15 protein-coding genes and 1 tRNA gene are annotated in these 15,286 nt (G+C 50.6%); 4 read left to right on the forward strand and 12 right to left on the reverse strand.

What is annotated here, in order from left to right:
• Positions 1-177: 177 nt before the first annotated feature.
• The 4 genes from SNR34_RS21670 to SNR34_RS21685 all read right to left on the reverse strand — a co-directional run bounded on the left by SNR34_RS21670 (position 178) and on the right by SNR34_RS21685 (position 5,185).
• Positions 178-1,893 carry an ABC transporter ATP-binding protein gene (locus tag SNR34_RS21670; protein WP_486180152.1) on the reverse strand — a complete coding sequence of 572 codons (1,716 nt, stop codon included), beginning with the start codon at positions 1,891-1,893 and terminating at the stop codon, positions 178-180.
• Between the two features lie 163 nt (positions 1,894-2,056).
• A complete protein-coding gene (locus tag SNR34_RS21675; protein ID WP_236416735.1) occupies positions 2,057-3,088 on the reverse strand; it encodes a FecCD family ABC transporter permease in 1,032 nt (343 codons plus the stop codon).
• Positions 3,089-3,091: 3 nt separating this feature from the next.
• Positions 3,092-4,150, reverse strand: a complete 1,059-nt coding sequence (locus SNR34_RS21680) for a FecCD family ABC transporter permease (protein WP_236416554.1) — start codon at positions 4,148-4,150, stop codon at positions 3,092-3,094.
• A 297-nt stretch (positions 4,151-4,447) separates the two neighbouring features.
• A complete protein-coding gene (locus tag SNR34_RS21685) occupies positions 4,448-5,185 on the reverse strand; it encodes a glycerophosphodiester phosphodiesterase (protein ID WP_486180153.1) in 738 nt (245 codons plus the stop codon).
• Positions 5,186-5,393: 208 nt separating this feature from the next.
• On the opposite strand from SNR34_RS21685, the gene SNR34_RS21690 reads away from it, so the two are divergent.
• Positions 5,394-5,666: a hypothetical protein gene (locus SNR34_RS21690; protein WP_236416557.1), complete on the forward strand. Its 273-nt coding sequence runs from the start codon at positions 5,394-5,396 to the stop codon at positions 5,664-5,666.
• 434 nt (positions 5,667-6,100) lie between these two features.
• Here SNR34_RS21690 and SNR34_RS21695 read toward each other — a convergent pair whose 3' ends face one another.
• The 6 genes from SNR34_RS21695 to SNR34_RS21720 all read right to left on the reverse strand — a co-directional run bounded on the left by SNR34_RS21695 (position 6,101) and on the right by SNR34_RS21720 (position 12,493).
• Positions 6,101-6,685, reverse strand: a complete 585-nt coding sequence (locus SNR34_RS21695; protein WP_486180154.1) for an LOG family protein — start codon at positions 6,683-6,685, stop codon at positions 6,101-6,103.
• Between the two features lie 240 nt (positions 6,686-6,925).
• Complete coding sequence (locus SNR34_RS21700; protein WP_339273682.1) at positions 6,926-7,345, reverse strand: hypothetical protein; 420 nt, start codon at positions 7,343-7,345, stop codon at positions 6,926-6,928.
• 21 nt (positions 7,346-7,366) lie between these two features.
• Complete coding sequence (gene ung / locus SNR34_RS21705) at positions 7,367-8,035, reverse strand: uracil-DNA glycosylase (RefSeq protein WP_236416561.1); 669 nt, start codon at positions 8,033-8,035, stop codon at positions 7,367-7,369.
• Positions 8,036-8,328: 293 nt separating this feature from the next.
• The gene (locus SNR34_RS21710) at positions 8,329-11,250 is read right to left on the reverse strand and encodes an insulinase family protein (RefSeq protein ID WP_486180155.1); all 2,922 of its coding nucleotides are present in this window, start codon (positions 11,248-11,250) and stop codon (positions 8,329-8,331) included.
• Between the two features lie 380 nt (positions 11,251-11,630).
• Positions 11,631-11,716: transfer RNA gene (locus tag SNR34_RS21715), tRNA-Leu, on the reverse strand.
• Positions 11,717-12,025: 309 nt separating this feature from the next.
• Positions 12,026-12,493 carry a general stress protein gene (locus SNR34_RS21720; protein ID WP_486180156.1) on the reverse strand — a complete coding sequence of 156 codons (468 nt, stop codon included), beginning with the start codon at positions 12,491-12,493 and terminating at the stop codon, positions 12,026-12,028.
• Between the two features lie 207 nt (positions 12,494-12,700).
• Between SNR34_RS21720 and SNR34_RS21725 the strand changes: the two genes are divergently transcribed.
• A complete protein-coding gene (locus SNR34_RS21725) occupies positions 12,701-12,937 on the forward strand; it encodes a hypothetical protein (protein ID WP_236416567.1) in 237 nt (78 codons plus the stop codon).
• Between the two features lie 114 nt (positions 12,938-13,051).
• Here SNR34_RS21725 and SNR34_RS21730 read toward each other — a convergent pair whose 3' ends face one another.
• Positions 13,052-13,540, reverse strand: a complete 489-nt coding sequence (locus tag SNR34_RS21730; RefSeq protein ID WP_236416569.1) for a NucA/NucB deoxyribonuclease domain-containing protein — start codon at positions 13,538-13,540, stop codon at positions 13,052-13,054.
• 275 nt (positions 13,541-13,815) lie between these two features.
• Between SNR34_RS21730 and SNR34_RS21735 the strand changes: the two genes are divergently transcribed.
• Positions 13,816-13,980: a DUF6199 family natural product biosynthesis protein gene (locus tag SNR34_RS21735; protein ID WP_486180157.1), complete on the forward strand. Its 165-nt coding sequence runs from the start codon at positions 13,816-13,818 to the stop codon at positions 13,978-13,980.
• 383 nt (positions 13,981-14,363) lie between these two features.
• On the forward strand, positions 14,364-14,792 hold the full coding sequence (locus tag SNR34_RS21740) for a hypothetical protein (protein WP_486180158.1): 429 nt from the start codon (positions 14,364-14,366) through the stop codon (positions 14,790-14,792).
• Positions 14,793-14,896: 104 nt separating this feature from the next.
• On the opposite strand, the gene SNR34_RS21745 is transcribed toward SNR34_RS21740, so the two are convergent.
• The gene (locus SNR34_RS21745) at positions 14,897-15,226 is read right to left on the reverse strand and encodes a DUF1904 family protein (protein ID WP_236416573.1); all 330 of its coding nucleotides are present in this window, start codon (positions 15,224-15,226) and stop codon (positions 14,897-14,899) included.
• Positions 15,227-15,286: the final 60 nt, after the last annotated feature.

Genomic DNA, 15,286 nt, shown 5'->3' on the forward strand with positions numbered 1-15,286 from the left:
GTTGTCACCAGACTCATAAAACATCCGCTTTCGCGGGAAGTATGGGCCGGCCTCCCACAACATGGCCTAAACGCTAAGAACGCCTTCACGGTTCTTCCCGAACCGGCTGAAGGCGTTTTGTGGTGTATTGGTTTGAAAACATAGGATGAAACACAGGACGACTCTAGAGCAAAGGGCTTACGCGCCAAATTGCGCATAATGCAAGCGGCTGTATACGCCTCCTGCGGCAAGCAGTTCATCGTGACGGCCCTGCTCGGTAATGCCTTGTTCGGCAACGACGATAATGCGGTCCGCATTTTTGATCGTAGCAAGCCTATGGGCAATGACCAGCGTGGTGCGTCCCTCGGACAGCTCGGAAAGCGACTGCTGAATGGCGGCTTCCGTCTCGGTATCGAGCGCGGATGTCGCTTCATCCAGGATGAGGATCGGCGGATTTTTCAGGAACATCCGGGCAATCGACAGTCGCTGCTTCTGTCCCCCGGACAGCTTCACGCCGCGTTCGCCAATCAATGTATCCAGCCCTTCGGGCATGGAGCTGATCAATGCTTCCATTTGGGCACGGCGTGCCGCATCCCAAATTTCTTCCTCCGTGGCGTCCAGTTTGCCGTAGGCTATGTTTTCGCGGATCGTGCCGTCAAAGAGGAACACATCCTGCTGCACGATCCCGATATGGCTGCGCAACGATTCGAGCTTCATTTGCCGGATGTCGTGTCCATCGATCGTAATACGGCCGCCTAACACGTCGTAGAAACGCGGCAGCAGACTGCACATCGTGGTTTTGCCTGCTCCCGAAGGGCCGACGAGGGCTACCGTCTCTCCGGCTTGAATGCGGAGATCGATGCCTTTCAACACAGGCTCCTGATCGGAATAACCGAAGGTGACATTTTCATAACGGATATCTCCTTGTAAATGCGGCACGCTGGACGCGCCCGGTTGGTCCTTAACGTCAGGCTCCGTGTCCAGCAGCTCCATGTAACGCCGGAACCCAGCGATTCCTTTCGGGTACGTCTCAATGACGGAGTTGATCTTCTGGATCGGTGTCAGGAACACGTTGGACAACATGATAAACGCGATGAATTCGCCATAACTCATGCTGTCGTTCAATACAAACCATGTACCGCATACAAGCACGAACAGCGATACCAGCTTCATCAACACATAGCTGATGGAGGAGTTCCAGGCCATGATTTTGTAAGCGAGCAGTTTCGTTTGGCGGAAGCGGCCGTTATTCACGGCGAATTGCGCCATTTCATGCTCTTCGTTGGCAAACGCTTGAACGACGCGAATTCCCGTAACGTTGTTCTCTACACGCGCATTGAAATCCGCAATGTCCCCGAACATCCGGCGAAACGCCTTCGACATTTTGCTTCCGAAATACATGGATAAATAAATGATGAGCGGAATGATGATAAACGTTAGTACGGCAAGCTTCGCATTGATGCTGAACATGATGCCGAACGCTCCTACCAGAGTCATGATCGCGATGAATACGTCCTCAGGACCGTGATGGGCGATCTCTCCGATATCCATCAAATCGTTGGTCATGCGGGATACGAGGTGACCTGTTTTGGTATTGTCGAAAAACCGGAAGGACAGCTTTTGTACATGGTTGAACAACGCTTTGCGCATGTCGGTCTCGATGTTGATGCCGAGCTTGTGCCCCCAATACGTCACCACATAGTTCATGAAGGCGCTCAGCAGATAGACGGCCAGCAAGCCTAAGCATGCCCAAAGAATCCAGTCCCAGCGCCCGCCGGGCAGCAGCTCGTCGACCACTTTGTTCACCGCGAGCGGAAACGCCAGCTCAAGGGCAGCAACGAGAATGGCGCAGGTAAAATCCAGGATAAACAGCTTTTTATAGGGCCTGTAATAGGCAAAGAAACGGCGTAGCATGGACGAAGGTCCTCCTTATCGCTACCACATCGCAAGGGCAATGGATGAATTTTTTATCCGTTCGGAAAGAGTGCACTTTCAGAGCGTGATCTTCCTGATCATTGTAAGAAAAGCTTCTGCTATGTGCAGTTTGTTTTCTTGAAATGCGCGTCAGTAGACGCTCCTATCTCGTTCTGCTGAGCAGATACAGGAAATACGGCGCACCCAGAATAGCCACCAGGATACCCGCCGGAATTTCGGACGTCTCCAGCATGACGCGTCCCAGCGTGTCAGCCACCAAGACGAGCAATGAGCCGATCAGTGCCGAGGCAGGCAGCAAAAACTGGTGTTTGGGACCGACGAGACGACGAGCCAGATGCGGTCCGATCAAACCGACGAAGCCGATCCCGCCGCTGACGGATACGCACGAACCGGCAAGACCGACTGCGGCAGCAAGCAGAACCAGCCGTTCCCGTTCGACGGGTGCGCCCAAACCGGTCGCGGTCTGATCGCCAAGATTCAGGACATTCAACACCCGCGCCTTATACAGTACGACAGGCACAAGAATGAGAATAAACGGCAGCAGCGCCGTGACGAACTTCCAGTTGGAGCCCCAAATGCTGCCGGCCATCCATGTAGCCACAAATTGGTATTTCTCCGGGCTCAAACGAAGTGTAAGCACGATCATTGCCGCGCTGATCCCTGCAGCAACGCCAATCCCGGTCAACAGCATGCGGGTCGGCACGATGCCCTCTCCTTTTTTGTAGGAAAGCACGTAAATCAGGAATGCGGAGAAAGCGGAGCCGATTAAGGCAAGAACCGGCAGCAGGAAAATAGGAGCAGCCGTCGTTGTCGGGAAAAAGGAAACAAATAACATGACGACCAGGCCGGCCCCGGCGTTAATGCCAAGAATCCCCGGGTCTGCCAGCGCATTGCGGGACACCCCCTGCAAAATGGCACCGGACAACGCAAGCCCGGCACCCACCAGCACAGCAATGACGATTCGCGGCAAGCGGAATTCGAACAAAATCAATTCTTGTTTATCCGTACCGCCGCCGAACAAGGTTTGCAGCACTTCAAACGGCGTTAACCGGATATGCCCTGTGTTCATGCTGATTATGAACGAAGCAACAATCAAAGCAGCAAGCACAATGATGACGATCGTATTCTTGGTTTTCTTTCTGCGCTCTGCACCTACCCTGGTTGAGGAAGTCATCATTTACAGAGACCTCCTTTCATTGCGTGCCAGATACAGGAAGAACGGAACTCCGATCAAGGCAATAAGCGCACCGATCGGTGTCTCGTGAGGCGGGTTGATCATGCGGGCAGCCAGATCGGCGAACACAAGCAGCAAGCTGCCCAACACGGCCGAACAAGGGATAATCCAGCGATAATCGACCCCGACCAGTTTTCGCGTGAGATGCGGGATGATCAAGCCAACGAAACCGACTGCACCCACGACGGATACGGCTGTGCCAGCGAGAATGAGCACGATAATCAAGCCGATCAATTTGACCAAACCGGTACGCTGACCAAGTCCGACCGCGATGTCTTCCCCCAGGCTAAGCAGCGTAATGGACCGGGAAATGAGGAATGAACCAATAAGGGCAGCCACTACCCAAGGCAGCATGACCTGCAAATGGGACCACTTTGTTCCGGCCACGCCGCCCGCTGTCCAGAAAGCCAAGTCTTGCCCGATTTTGAAATACAACGCAATGCCTTCGCTCAGCGCGGACAGCATGGCGGCTACCGCCGCCCCTGCCAGAACGAGGCGAATCGGTGTAAGTCCTGATTTTGAAGCAGCACCGAAACCGTACACCAGCAGAACGCCCAACCCCGCACCGATGAACGAATACATGATGATGTACATGTAAGACAGTCCCGGAAAAAAAGCAAAACAAATCGCCAGCGCGAAACCTGCGCCGGCGTTCAGGCCGAGCAAGCCCGAATCCGCGAGCGGGTTGCGGGTCATGCCCTGCATGATGGCGCCGGCTACGGCGAAGCAGGCTCCAACCATGGCACCCCCGAGAATGCGTGGAAATCGAATTTCCCATATGATCTGATGCGGTGTCAGGTCGGGATTGAAATGAAAGATGGCCTGCCACACCATGCCGAGTTTGATATCGGCTGCACCGAACGAAATGGATAACGCCATGCCGAATATAAGCAGCAGGATGCCCCCTGTCAGTATAAGCGTGGCCGTCCACGGGCGAGTGTGTATTTTTGCCGTCGGTGAATCCTTTGTGCCGCGACTTTCGACTGAAGCTTTTGTACTCATGCTCGTCCACCCTTGTTATGAGCGAAGCTTGCAGACCTTATGTACATAACAATCACCTCTCTACATATGCCGAACTTTTAATGATATTGATATTGATTCTCATTCCCATACATCATTGTATGTCAACGATGTCACTCTGGCAATGGATAAATCGGACAAGTTTGATGTATAAATGAGTATTGCGTACAAAAAAAAGAAGCCGCTTCCGGCTTATTGTTTCCAAACCATGAGCAAACACATGTAAAAGCACGGAACAATTCCAGTTCCGTGCTTCTCTTATGCATCATAGTTTCCAAATTATTGTGTAGGCGCATACGTTCCCATCAGCGCAGCCATGACGTCCGGCACATCCGTAATGATGGCCTGTACACCCATATCCATCATGGCCCGGATTTCGGCCGGGTCATTTACGGTGAATGGATGAACCGTAATTCCGTGCGCCAGAGCTGCAGCCACCTCTTCCCGCGTTACGGCCCATTTGTACGGATGGAGGGCCGAAGCTTCCAGCTTGGCCGCGTAATCGTACGGACGGTACAATTTTTCCATGTAAAGCAAGGCCGTACGAATCTCCGGCGCAAGACGCTTGCATCTGACCAAGGAAGCATGATTGAAACTGGAGATAATGACCTGTTCTTCCAGTCCCCATTCCCTGACGGCATGCACAACCTTCTCCTCCATGCCCCGGTAACCGACAATACCGTTTTTCAGCTCCAGGTTGAGCAACGTATTTTTCCCCCGAATCAGGTCGAACAACTCTTCAATCGAAGGAATCCGCTCCCCTGCAAACTGCTCATCAAACCAGTAGCCCGCATCAAGCGAACGCAAATGCTCATATGCAGCGTCCTTCACCCAGCCCTCTGCCCCGGCCGTCCGATTTAACGTCTCATCATGAATGAGCACCAGCCTGCCGTCGCTTGACATCTGCACATCTGTCTCGATGCCTGTCGCTCCAAGCTGCAATGCCCGGTCAAACGCCACCATCGTATTTTCGGGACATACAGCAGATGCTCCCCTATGCGCAATAATCTCGACCATTTCGCAATCGCTCCTTCGAAATTTTCATTCCTTGCCACCCCATTGCTACTATACTGACGATTTGTCACACGGGTATTAACAGAACGTATAATGAAGTCATTCAGCGGGCTTGGGGAAACACTCATTTTTGCGAACTCAATCTGCAAATCCACATAACATGGTATAAACCATAGAAAAGCAGTACACTCCGCCATAAGGAGGTTGACTTTTGAAGTACTCCAGCCCAAAAAATCGGAGCTCACCTTCCCGCCCGCATGCCTCCCCGTCAAAGTCGGCGTCCAGGCTCTCCAGACCTACCGTACGCACCAAAAGCTATTCCGCTCCAACGACAACCATGCCAAATACAATGGCCGAAGCCGACCATACGCTGGATAAACTCGCTGTCGTTGCCGCCATTCTCTCCCTGCTCGCGGCCATCCTCGGTCTATACATTGCTTGGAAAACCTTATACCACCCCGGCCAAACGGCCATTGTGGTATGAATCGATGCAGCCGGGCTGAACGACTCTTGTATTTGTCCTGCTTCCGTCAAACGTGTAAAAACCGGGGGCAGGACACCTTCCATTGATTTGATCCATTTTTCGCGAAACAACAAAAAAACCGTTCCCTGAGAGCCGGCAGCGAACCGGCGCCTCAACGGAAAGGCTGATGTATGGGGCCTGCGATCATACCCCTGACGAAATGTGTGATCCCTAACAGATGAAGGTGCGACAAATGATGACCAGCAGGATGAACAGGACGAGAATTGCTCCTGTCGACGTCCAGTCTCCGTAGCCACAGCAACCATAGTCCGTACCTTTGATTTCGCTCATGAGTGACACACTCCCCTCTTCGAAAGTACACTATAGTCTATGTGTCAGTCCTGAACTTGATTGGGCGAAGCAGGAGCTATGGCGTGAACAAACGGTGACTTTATTTAATCGGCACCAAGCTCCGACCATTTCTGAGTCAATGGTGCGGGAACGTAAGCTTCCATGCGGGCAAGCAGGTCGGCCGGATCCGATTCAAGGCTCCACAAGCTCAAATGGGACGTATTCGAAAATCCTTCGTGCACGCTATGCTCCACCATTTTCATCAGCGGTTCGTAATATCCGTTCACATTCAACAGTCCGACAGGTTTGCGATGAATGCCGATCTGTGCCCAGCACAACACCTCGAACAGTTCCTCGAACGTGCCCATGCCTCCCGGGAGCGCAATGAAGCCGTCCGACAGTTCGGCCATCGTCGCTTTCCGTTCGTGCATCGTCCCTACTTCAACGAGCTCGGTCAATCCGCTATGTACGATTTCACCGCGAAACAGACCTGTCGGCATGACGCCGATGACTTCTCCGCCTTGTTCCAGCACGGCATTCGCGACGGCTCCCATCAAACCCATTCGTGATCCGCCATAAACAAGCGCATGCCCCCTGCTTGCGATCAATTTGCCCAATTGCACGGCCTGCTCGGTATATTCCGGTTGTCTACCAGGGTTGGACCCTGCAAATACGCATATACGCTTCACGGATGTCACTCCTTTTCTTCTCCATTGTTTTAGTATACAACTTTATTGTCATTCCCATGTTATCTCCGTTCGGCTTTTCCTGGCAAAAAAAATACCCGACCGTTTGCAGCCGGCCGGGCTTTCAGTCTTTGCACATCATTTAGAAGGGGTTGTTACATTTAATATAAAGGCCGAAGATTAAATCCATATGATCTTTACATGAAATACATATTAAATTTCTAACACGCCAAGTGATGCCATTTAGCGGATGCCCCGCCTTGAACGTACAACGAAAAGATGCTTGTCCTTGCGAAGCTTCCGTCCATCGGCAATGACGACCTGGTCCTCGTCATGGCGAAGGATCGTTGTCGAGTAGGCGACGATTTTGGCGCGATGCCAGATCATGACCCGTGATTTGAAATAAATGGCATTGTCGAACTGCAATGCCTTTTTCATCACATAGCCGACTTTATGCAAGTCGGAACGGGCTTTTTTCAAAGGAAGGCTTTCTTCGGGCAGCGGCCTGATCATGGCGATGTTATCGAACGATACCTTGATTCGCTTGGGTCCAATTCGAACACATTCCGCTTCTTCATCCCATTCCACCAGCGTTCCTTTCAGTGGCTCGCGTATGCCGGATGCGCGATATACTGCTACCTTCCGTCCCTCCCAATGCCGCAATGCCCTCACCTCTCTGTCGTTCTATATTTGCGGTATGCTCCAGTCGATCGGCGCGACGCCATGGGAGCTTAAGAACTCATTTGCCTTGGAGAACGGCCTGCTCCCGAAAAAGCCGCGGTGGGCGGCGAGCGGGCTAGGATGTGCGGATTGCAGCACCAAATGCCGGTCACGGTTGATGAAAGCTCCTTTTTTTTGGGCATGACTGCCCCACAGCATGAATACCATAGGCTCTGAACGCTCGTTCAAGGCACGGATTACCGCATCCGTGAAACGCTGCCATCCAAGACCTTGGTGGGAGTTGGGTTGACCTTCACGCACCGTAAGCACCGCATTGAGCAGTAATACGCCTTGCTCCGCCCAGTGCACCAAATACCCATGCTTCGGAATGGGCAAGCCGAGATCGGCGTGAAGTTCTTTGTAAATGTTCTGCAAAGACGGCGGGATGCGCACATCCGGCATGACCGAAAAGCTTAATCCGTGAGCCTGACCCGCCCCATGATACGGATCCTGGCCAATAATGACCGCTTTGACCTTATGGTATGGGGTCAGTTTTAGCGCGGAAAACAGGTTTTCCTTGGACGGGTAAACGGTCTGTGTCTTATACTCCGCCGCAAGCGCGTAACGAATATCGTTGAAATAGTCCGCCTCAATCTCTTGTTGAAGCACCGTATCCCAATCGTTTCCAAACATTGCATGGACTCCTTTCCTTGATGAATGCATATCCGTGCAGTCCACACCGGGTCCTGCTGCCTGCGCAGCCGTTTGTTTGATCCAACGGCACATAAACTATCCACCATTTTAACATAATGGAAGACAGCTAGCCAGAAAGAAGGATACAGCATCGGATTGTTGACATATGCATCGTGTATTCCCCCCGAAAAATCAATGGAAAAAGGGATTCCCCGAAGCGAAATAAATCCACCCCGAGAAATCCCTTGACTTGATCCATCCTTTAGCTCCACCGTGCAAAAACCTGCTGAAGCTTAATATCGTATCAGATCCAGCGTTTCATCAAATAACCCGCGCTGTTCTTCAATTTTATTCTCATTGCCGATGACACAGCGATACTCGTCTGCCAGGATCGCCGATACGAGCGGCGCAAAACCGACGATGTCGCTTTCCGTTGTGCCCAGCACTTCGTCGCGTTCCCGCTGAAGGTCTTCTTCCGTCACGTTGGACAAATAACACTCCAGGGAGAACACTCCTTCGCCATGAGGCGTACGCGGCGTATCCAGGTCCTGAATAGCACCGATAATGTACCGCGTCATCTCGCGCTCATCCGCTTTGAACTGCTGCAAGTATTGCGGCATTTCCTCATACACCTTGAACGTTTTCTCCAGATTGGGATCACGATAGGAGGCCATGTAACTGTCGCCATTCCGTCTGAACCCCGTCATGCAGCCGTAAGCGCCGCCTTTGGCCCTGATATTCGTCCAGAGATAATCCAGGGAAAGAATGCCCTGCAGCACGCGCAGCGATCCGGTGTACCGATACCCTTTTGCGATGAAATTGCCCGTCTGCACCACATACTGCACCTCCGAAGGAGACTTGAACCCCTCCTTATGATTCACCGGCTTGAACGACGGATCTTCCTTGGGCACATCATGGGTGAACAGTTTTCCTTTCAGTTGGGACACGCGCTGCTCCAATCCGGCATAACCTTCGTCATCCGCCGTATAGCTCACGAGCAGGTTTTCCGGCCTGAAAATAATGCCGGTCAGTTCCCTGAAACGGTCGGCAAGCTCCTCTTTCCGTTCCTCGTAATGGGCCTGAACCTCCTCCAGCCACTGATAGAAAGAAATGCCGCCCACGGCTTCCCGGAACGAGGCTACCGCAGAGTGTTTGGCCGAGGATCTGCCCATGGCGGCGGAATGGCCGCTGTTGATCAAGCTGCGCTGCAGCTGGCCCTTCAACTGGGAGATGATTTCGTACAGACGTTTGGAGTCATCGAACTTGGAGGTCAGAATGATTTCCTCGATCATGTCAAAGGCAAATCCCAATTTGCTGTACAGCACCTTTGCGCTGAATTCAAAGTTTGCCTTATAGGCGTTAAACTGCTTCGCATCGGCGCTCGCGCTTACATTGGCCGAAATGCCGCCGGAATGAATATGGATTTCGTTAGACAGATCGCTAAACGTGTGGTTCGCCGTATTGACGTAACCAAGCACGCTTTTCAGCAGGCCGACGTAGGGCAGGAGACGTTCCGGCACCGATTTGACGTCGAACAACAGTTTCAGGTATCCGATCCCGTTGGTGTACAAATTATGGTGAACGATCGTGGTGCCGTCTGCCTGTTTCAGCGTCTGATGCAGGACAGAGGCTTTCGGTTCAATATCCTCGATCGACAACGTCGGGATCGCTTGCTGCTGTTCTTTCGTCGACGGTGCATTCTGGTAGTCTGCGAGCGCCTGTGTCCGCTGTACCAGCTCTTGAACTTCCGTCTCGCTCAGTCCGGCCTGCAGCGCCTTCAGCTTCGCCTTGAGCGCTTCTTCCTTGCGCAAATTCAACCCTTTGTCGGGTGTCACCGCAACGAAAGAAACATGCGTATTGTCCAGCAAATAGCGCTGAATCAGTTGTTCAAAGTATCCTTCCTTCATCTTTGTTCTCAGTGCGTCATACACCTCATTGGCTTCAAGGTACATGAACGGCGCCTGATCATCGTACAACCAGCTCTGCAATGTCTGGAGACCGTAGATGAGTCCTTTCGGCATTCTGCCGAAATCGGCCTCGCGATGGTTGAACTCATAGGAATTGATTCCCGCGAGCAGTGCCTTTGGATCGATCCCGTCCCGCACAACGCGTTCAAGCACCTCGCGCACCGTATCGAGGAACACCTGTTTGCTCTCCAGATTACTCTTTTTGAGTCCAATCGTCAGCACAGGCTGGTACAAGCTGTCATCGTATGAGCCGTATACATCCTTCGCGATGCCCTTGTCCAGAAGGGCCTGCTTGAGAACAGCGCCTGGCGCGTTAAGGAGTGCGTACAACAAAATTTCGAGCGAAATGTTCAATTCTTTGTCCAACGTCGTTCCAATGACCGCATTGTACGTCAGGAAGCTGTTGTCGGTTTCCGATTCGGTGCTGCCGGCAGAATAACTCGTCACGACGTCCACGCGTTCTGCAAAAGGGGATTGCAGGCCGATGGCCGAATCCGGCTCTGTCCGATCATAATGGCTCAGATAGGCTTCATCCAGCCAGTTCAACTTTTCCTCCATGTCCATGTCGCCATACAAATAAATGTAACTGTTGGACGGATGGTAGTACTTGGTGTGGAAATCCAGCAAACCCTGGTATGTAAGGTCCGGAATGGCATCGGGAATGCCGCCTGACTCGTTGGAGTATGTCGTATCCGGGAACAGGGAACTCAGCACCGCACGGCGCACGACGCGTTCCGGCGACGAGAAAGCACCCTTCATTTCGTTGTATACGACCCCGTTGTACGTTAACTCGTCTTCGGGGGAAGCCAGGTTGTAATTCCAGCCTTCCTGCAAAAATATTTTTTCGTTTTCATAAATGTTGGTGTTCAGTACCGCATCCAGATAGATGTCCATCAGATTGTGAAAATCATGCGCGTTTCGGCTCGCAATCGGATATACCGTTTTGTCCGGATACGTCATAGCGTTCAAGAATGTATTGAGTGAGCCTTTCAACAATTCTACAAAGGAATCTTTGGCCGGAAATTTCTTCGACCCGCAGAGCACCGAATGCTCCAAAATGTGCGGTACGCCCGTATCGTCGCTCGGCGGCGTTCTGAACCCGATATTAAACACCTTATTGTCATCCTCGTTGGACAGCAGCAAAATTCTGGCGCCTGACTTCGTATGTTCCAACAGATAGGCGTCCGCTTTGAGTTCCTCGATCCTGCGCTCCTGCAATACTTGGTAAGCCTGAAGATTTTTCAACATATACCGAGTCCTCCATCATCAGAAATGGTTTGTGCCTGTAAAAACTTCTGAAATTTATCCCGCAAGATAAAGGTAATTAATGACTATTTCCTCATTATACACGATCACTCGCCGTCTTCCTAACCGGGGTTTATCCCGACAGAACGCCGTCTTAGATCCTATGTTTGGAGGATTGCGATTATGAGATTAGCCTTCCGTACAGCTATTGCATCGGGCAACAGAAAAAATTTGCATACTGCTTGCTTCGATCCTAAAGTTCGCCCCCAATCCGCCCCCAAAGAGAAATAATGCACTCGTTCCCTTTGAATCGGGAGAGTTCATTCAAAATACAAAAAAAGGAAACCCCTTATGTATTAAGGGATTTCCTTTTTTTAAATGGATGCCGAGGACCGGGATCGAACCGGTACGGTAGTCACCTACCGCAGGATTTTAAGTCCTGTGCGTCTGCCAATTCCGCCACCCCGGCATATGTATGTCTTTCTTTAATTACTTGAGGCGACAAGAAATATAATATCATGTTATTAATCATTATGCAACATATTTTTTATAATTGTAATGAATAAACGTGAGTGCACAACCATCGCCCCATATTTGTCTCATGACATGGAAACGGGACTGCCGGACAAAGCCGGCAGTCCCTCTGGAAAATCCGAGTTGCGGTCTCGAATTTTCAGATCAACCATCTATATTAAGGGAGGTGTGAGTAAAGAATACATCGCCAACATTAAAAGAACCTAAAATGCGCCTTAAATTAAACTAAAAAGAATACAAGCTTTCAAGCCTGCGGTTTTTCCTCCATACTTAGAATCGGAATAACTTCATCCAACTCGGAGTCATCACACTCCACTACAACGATTAAGCCACCGTCAAGCAAAAAAGTTTCATACATCTGCGCTTTCGTCTCGGATATGCCCGCTTCGGTCAGCATCAGCACCAGATCGTCCGTGCCTTCGCCAATTTGATTGCCTGCCAAACGCCGGACAGCTTGCCCCACCGTCTGAATCTGGTCCTTGCGCTCATCCAACGCGGCCAATACTCCTTTGAGCGCTCCAAACGCACCGTCTGTGCCGCCTCCTTTCAAAGGCTTAGGCAATTCGGTTTGCTCGCTTACCCGTTCCAAATCCACTTGTTCCTTCGCCACGACGCCAAGACGATCCTTCGCGATCCCGACAAGCTTTAACCTGTTGAGCATCAGTATCGCTTCATTTTCTGTGCTTGCCATGCCAATCAGCAATTGAGTCATATCCATTCCTCCTCGGACCGCTATCTCAATATGAGTTCTTTATGTTCATTTACCCGTTTTGCGCTTCATGTCTTTCATTTTCGGCGAATTCACGGCATGCATTTCTGGAAATCGATACCTAGTTCTGATAGACTACATAAAGAAGCCCAATTAACCATTGATATTAAAGAATATATTTTCATATCCCATGTTCAGGAGTAATGTCTTATGAAAAAAGAGGTAGATATTGCCATTCGCCGCAAACAGCAAATCGTGGTTCGCAATACGAGCGGGCAAACCGTTACCGGAACTCCCGAGCGTTCGGCCGACTCATCCATATTGACCCTTAGAACTGTGCAGGGAAACCTGTGGATTCCCTTTGACGAAGTGGAACAGGTTACCCGGATATTGAGCATCCGGTCACACCATCTGAACGGCCTGCAGATGACAGCTGCCGACCTGTAACGATGGGCCAGAACACTCCGGCACTTTCGGGACGTTTTTTTCTTCATCCAAAAATTTCAGGAAAAAAGCTGATTCGCAAGGGGCTTGTCTCCTTGAAATCAGCTCTTTTGAATGTTATTTGACTACGAATCGAACCCGGGTCCCGTCCGGATATGTACTGAGTTGATTCCCAACCCAAGATCCTGCTCCACGGTTATCCTTTGGCGTAATATATTGGATATCCGCATTCGCGCCGCCTTCGGCGCACATGGCCATCGGCCATTCGTCGCGATCATACCCTTTTTTGACCGGCACGCCCTTAAGCGACAATTCCCGATTGGCTTCGGCTCCGTCCCGATCGATGGTGCAGACATCGGAATGTCCTGCTTTAATGGCGGATTTAATATGCGCTGCAGTCTCGGGGTAGCGTTCGGACGGAAACGTAATCGTGTGATCCACACCCTGAGTGGTGCCTTGATCAAGCCATGCAGGCAAATCCAGCGGGATCTCTCCCTTAAACCAAGCAAAGAACAGCACCACCATCAAAGTAAGAAGCGTCAAACCCTTCTTTTTTAAGCTGCCGAATCCTTTGTTTCTTCGTTTTTTTCTGTGCGTTCTGCTCATGCTGCCTCCTCTCATTCCCTTTGCATTATAACAGAACGTCCGTTCGCCAAACAATCCTTAATATGTATCATTCAAGCGAATTCGTTTATTCCAACCGATTCAAAACCCGGCTCGATGTGGTAACATATCATTACGTTAGGCAACACAAACATCTTACTCGTTACCGACAGCACGATCCTGGCTATTCTATCGAATACTGACGCCTAGTCATTAAGGGAATCGGATCATGCCCATGAGGAAGGATGAACGGTATGCGAACCCTCTTTTTTATCTTTATGACATTATGCATCATTAATTTCTGTTTCCCTAAAGTGGGCTGGTATTTGCGTTATGGCTGGATCACGCGAGGGGAATCGGAGCCCGAAAGCTCACATATGATTTTTGTCCGAATGACAAGTTTGGTTATGCTGATTGTGGCTTTTACCCTTTCCGTCGGTTAAAACATAAAGCGATAAAGCAGCATTCCGTCCAGGAATCGCTGCTTTTTGCCGTTCAATGAGCAAAAAATGATAATTTTATTTGTGGAATGGCGCAACATGGCATCTTATTATAAAATGACGGGCTTGTTGCCGACATCCGGTATCTGAGAAAGGGTCTTATTCTTATGAACATTGCATTTTATCCTTATTGGGCGGCGAAAACACTACTTTCTTTTGTTCATGTAATATACATTACAGTCATCACCATCATGATTTATGGACTGACAGCCTCCTTGCTCTGGGCTTTTTTGTTTCCCATTATGCAGGTGGCAGTACGGAGTTTCGCCGGCTTGTCTGTTTCATCGCGAATCAAGCACTTTGCTTGTTCACAACTCATGATCGGTATGCTTGCAACCAAAACATTGCTGCTGTCTGCAATTGCAGCCGGCCTTCCCTATTTGAAGCAGCATATTCCCATCCTGTTCGTTGCTGCCTTTCTGTTATCCCTGCTGGAAGGGTGGGAATCCGCATTGCTTCATGCTCTGCCATGGTCGGCAGGTCATGCTCTGGAAACCGAAATCGCCAAGGCGAACAGCCTGCTCTCTTTCTCCAGTCATACCGCCACCGTTGTCGGATTGCCTATCACCTTTTTGGCAACGGTACATTGGGGGGCCGCGTCCACATTATGGAGTTCGGCCGCATTATCGTGGACCACGCTTGTCTTTGCGATCGCGTTTGTGCTTTTGATCCAGGAAAAGGAAAACACCTATGCGAAACGTGCATCGAGGGCATCCCGGTTCGAAATCAAACAGGAAGACAGACGGCAGTTTTAATGAACTCTTGTCATATCCACCACACCAAAAGACGAGCAGCTTGCGCTGCTCGTCCATACATGCTGAAGCCCTATGTTCGCGCATCCACGGTTGACCGCTTCAGCTTAGTCCAACGGATAGTCCAACAACGGTTTACCCTGTTTGTAATATAGCGAAGGAGATAAAATGTTAAAAAAGATATGCGCATCAGGCACTCCGGCCTCAGCCAGGATCCCATGTATGCTGGATGCCATACGGTTGTGAACATCCTGATGCCGCTGAAACATCAAAATTTCGACGGACGCCGGCGAAGGCGTAAGTGCTTGTACATCATACCGTTCCGCCTTTACTCTCTCTTCCGGAATATTGAATACAAAAGCCATCTGCTCGGTAATTCGGGGTACGACTTCCTCCAATTGATTACCTGTAAATCCTCTAAAGCGAATAAACGGCATGCAAATCCCTTCAATCTCTGATATAGTCTCTTATGTGATTTTAAGCACATTCTTTTCGGT

The organism is Paenibacillus sp. XP01, assembly GCF_057364885.1.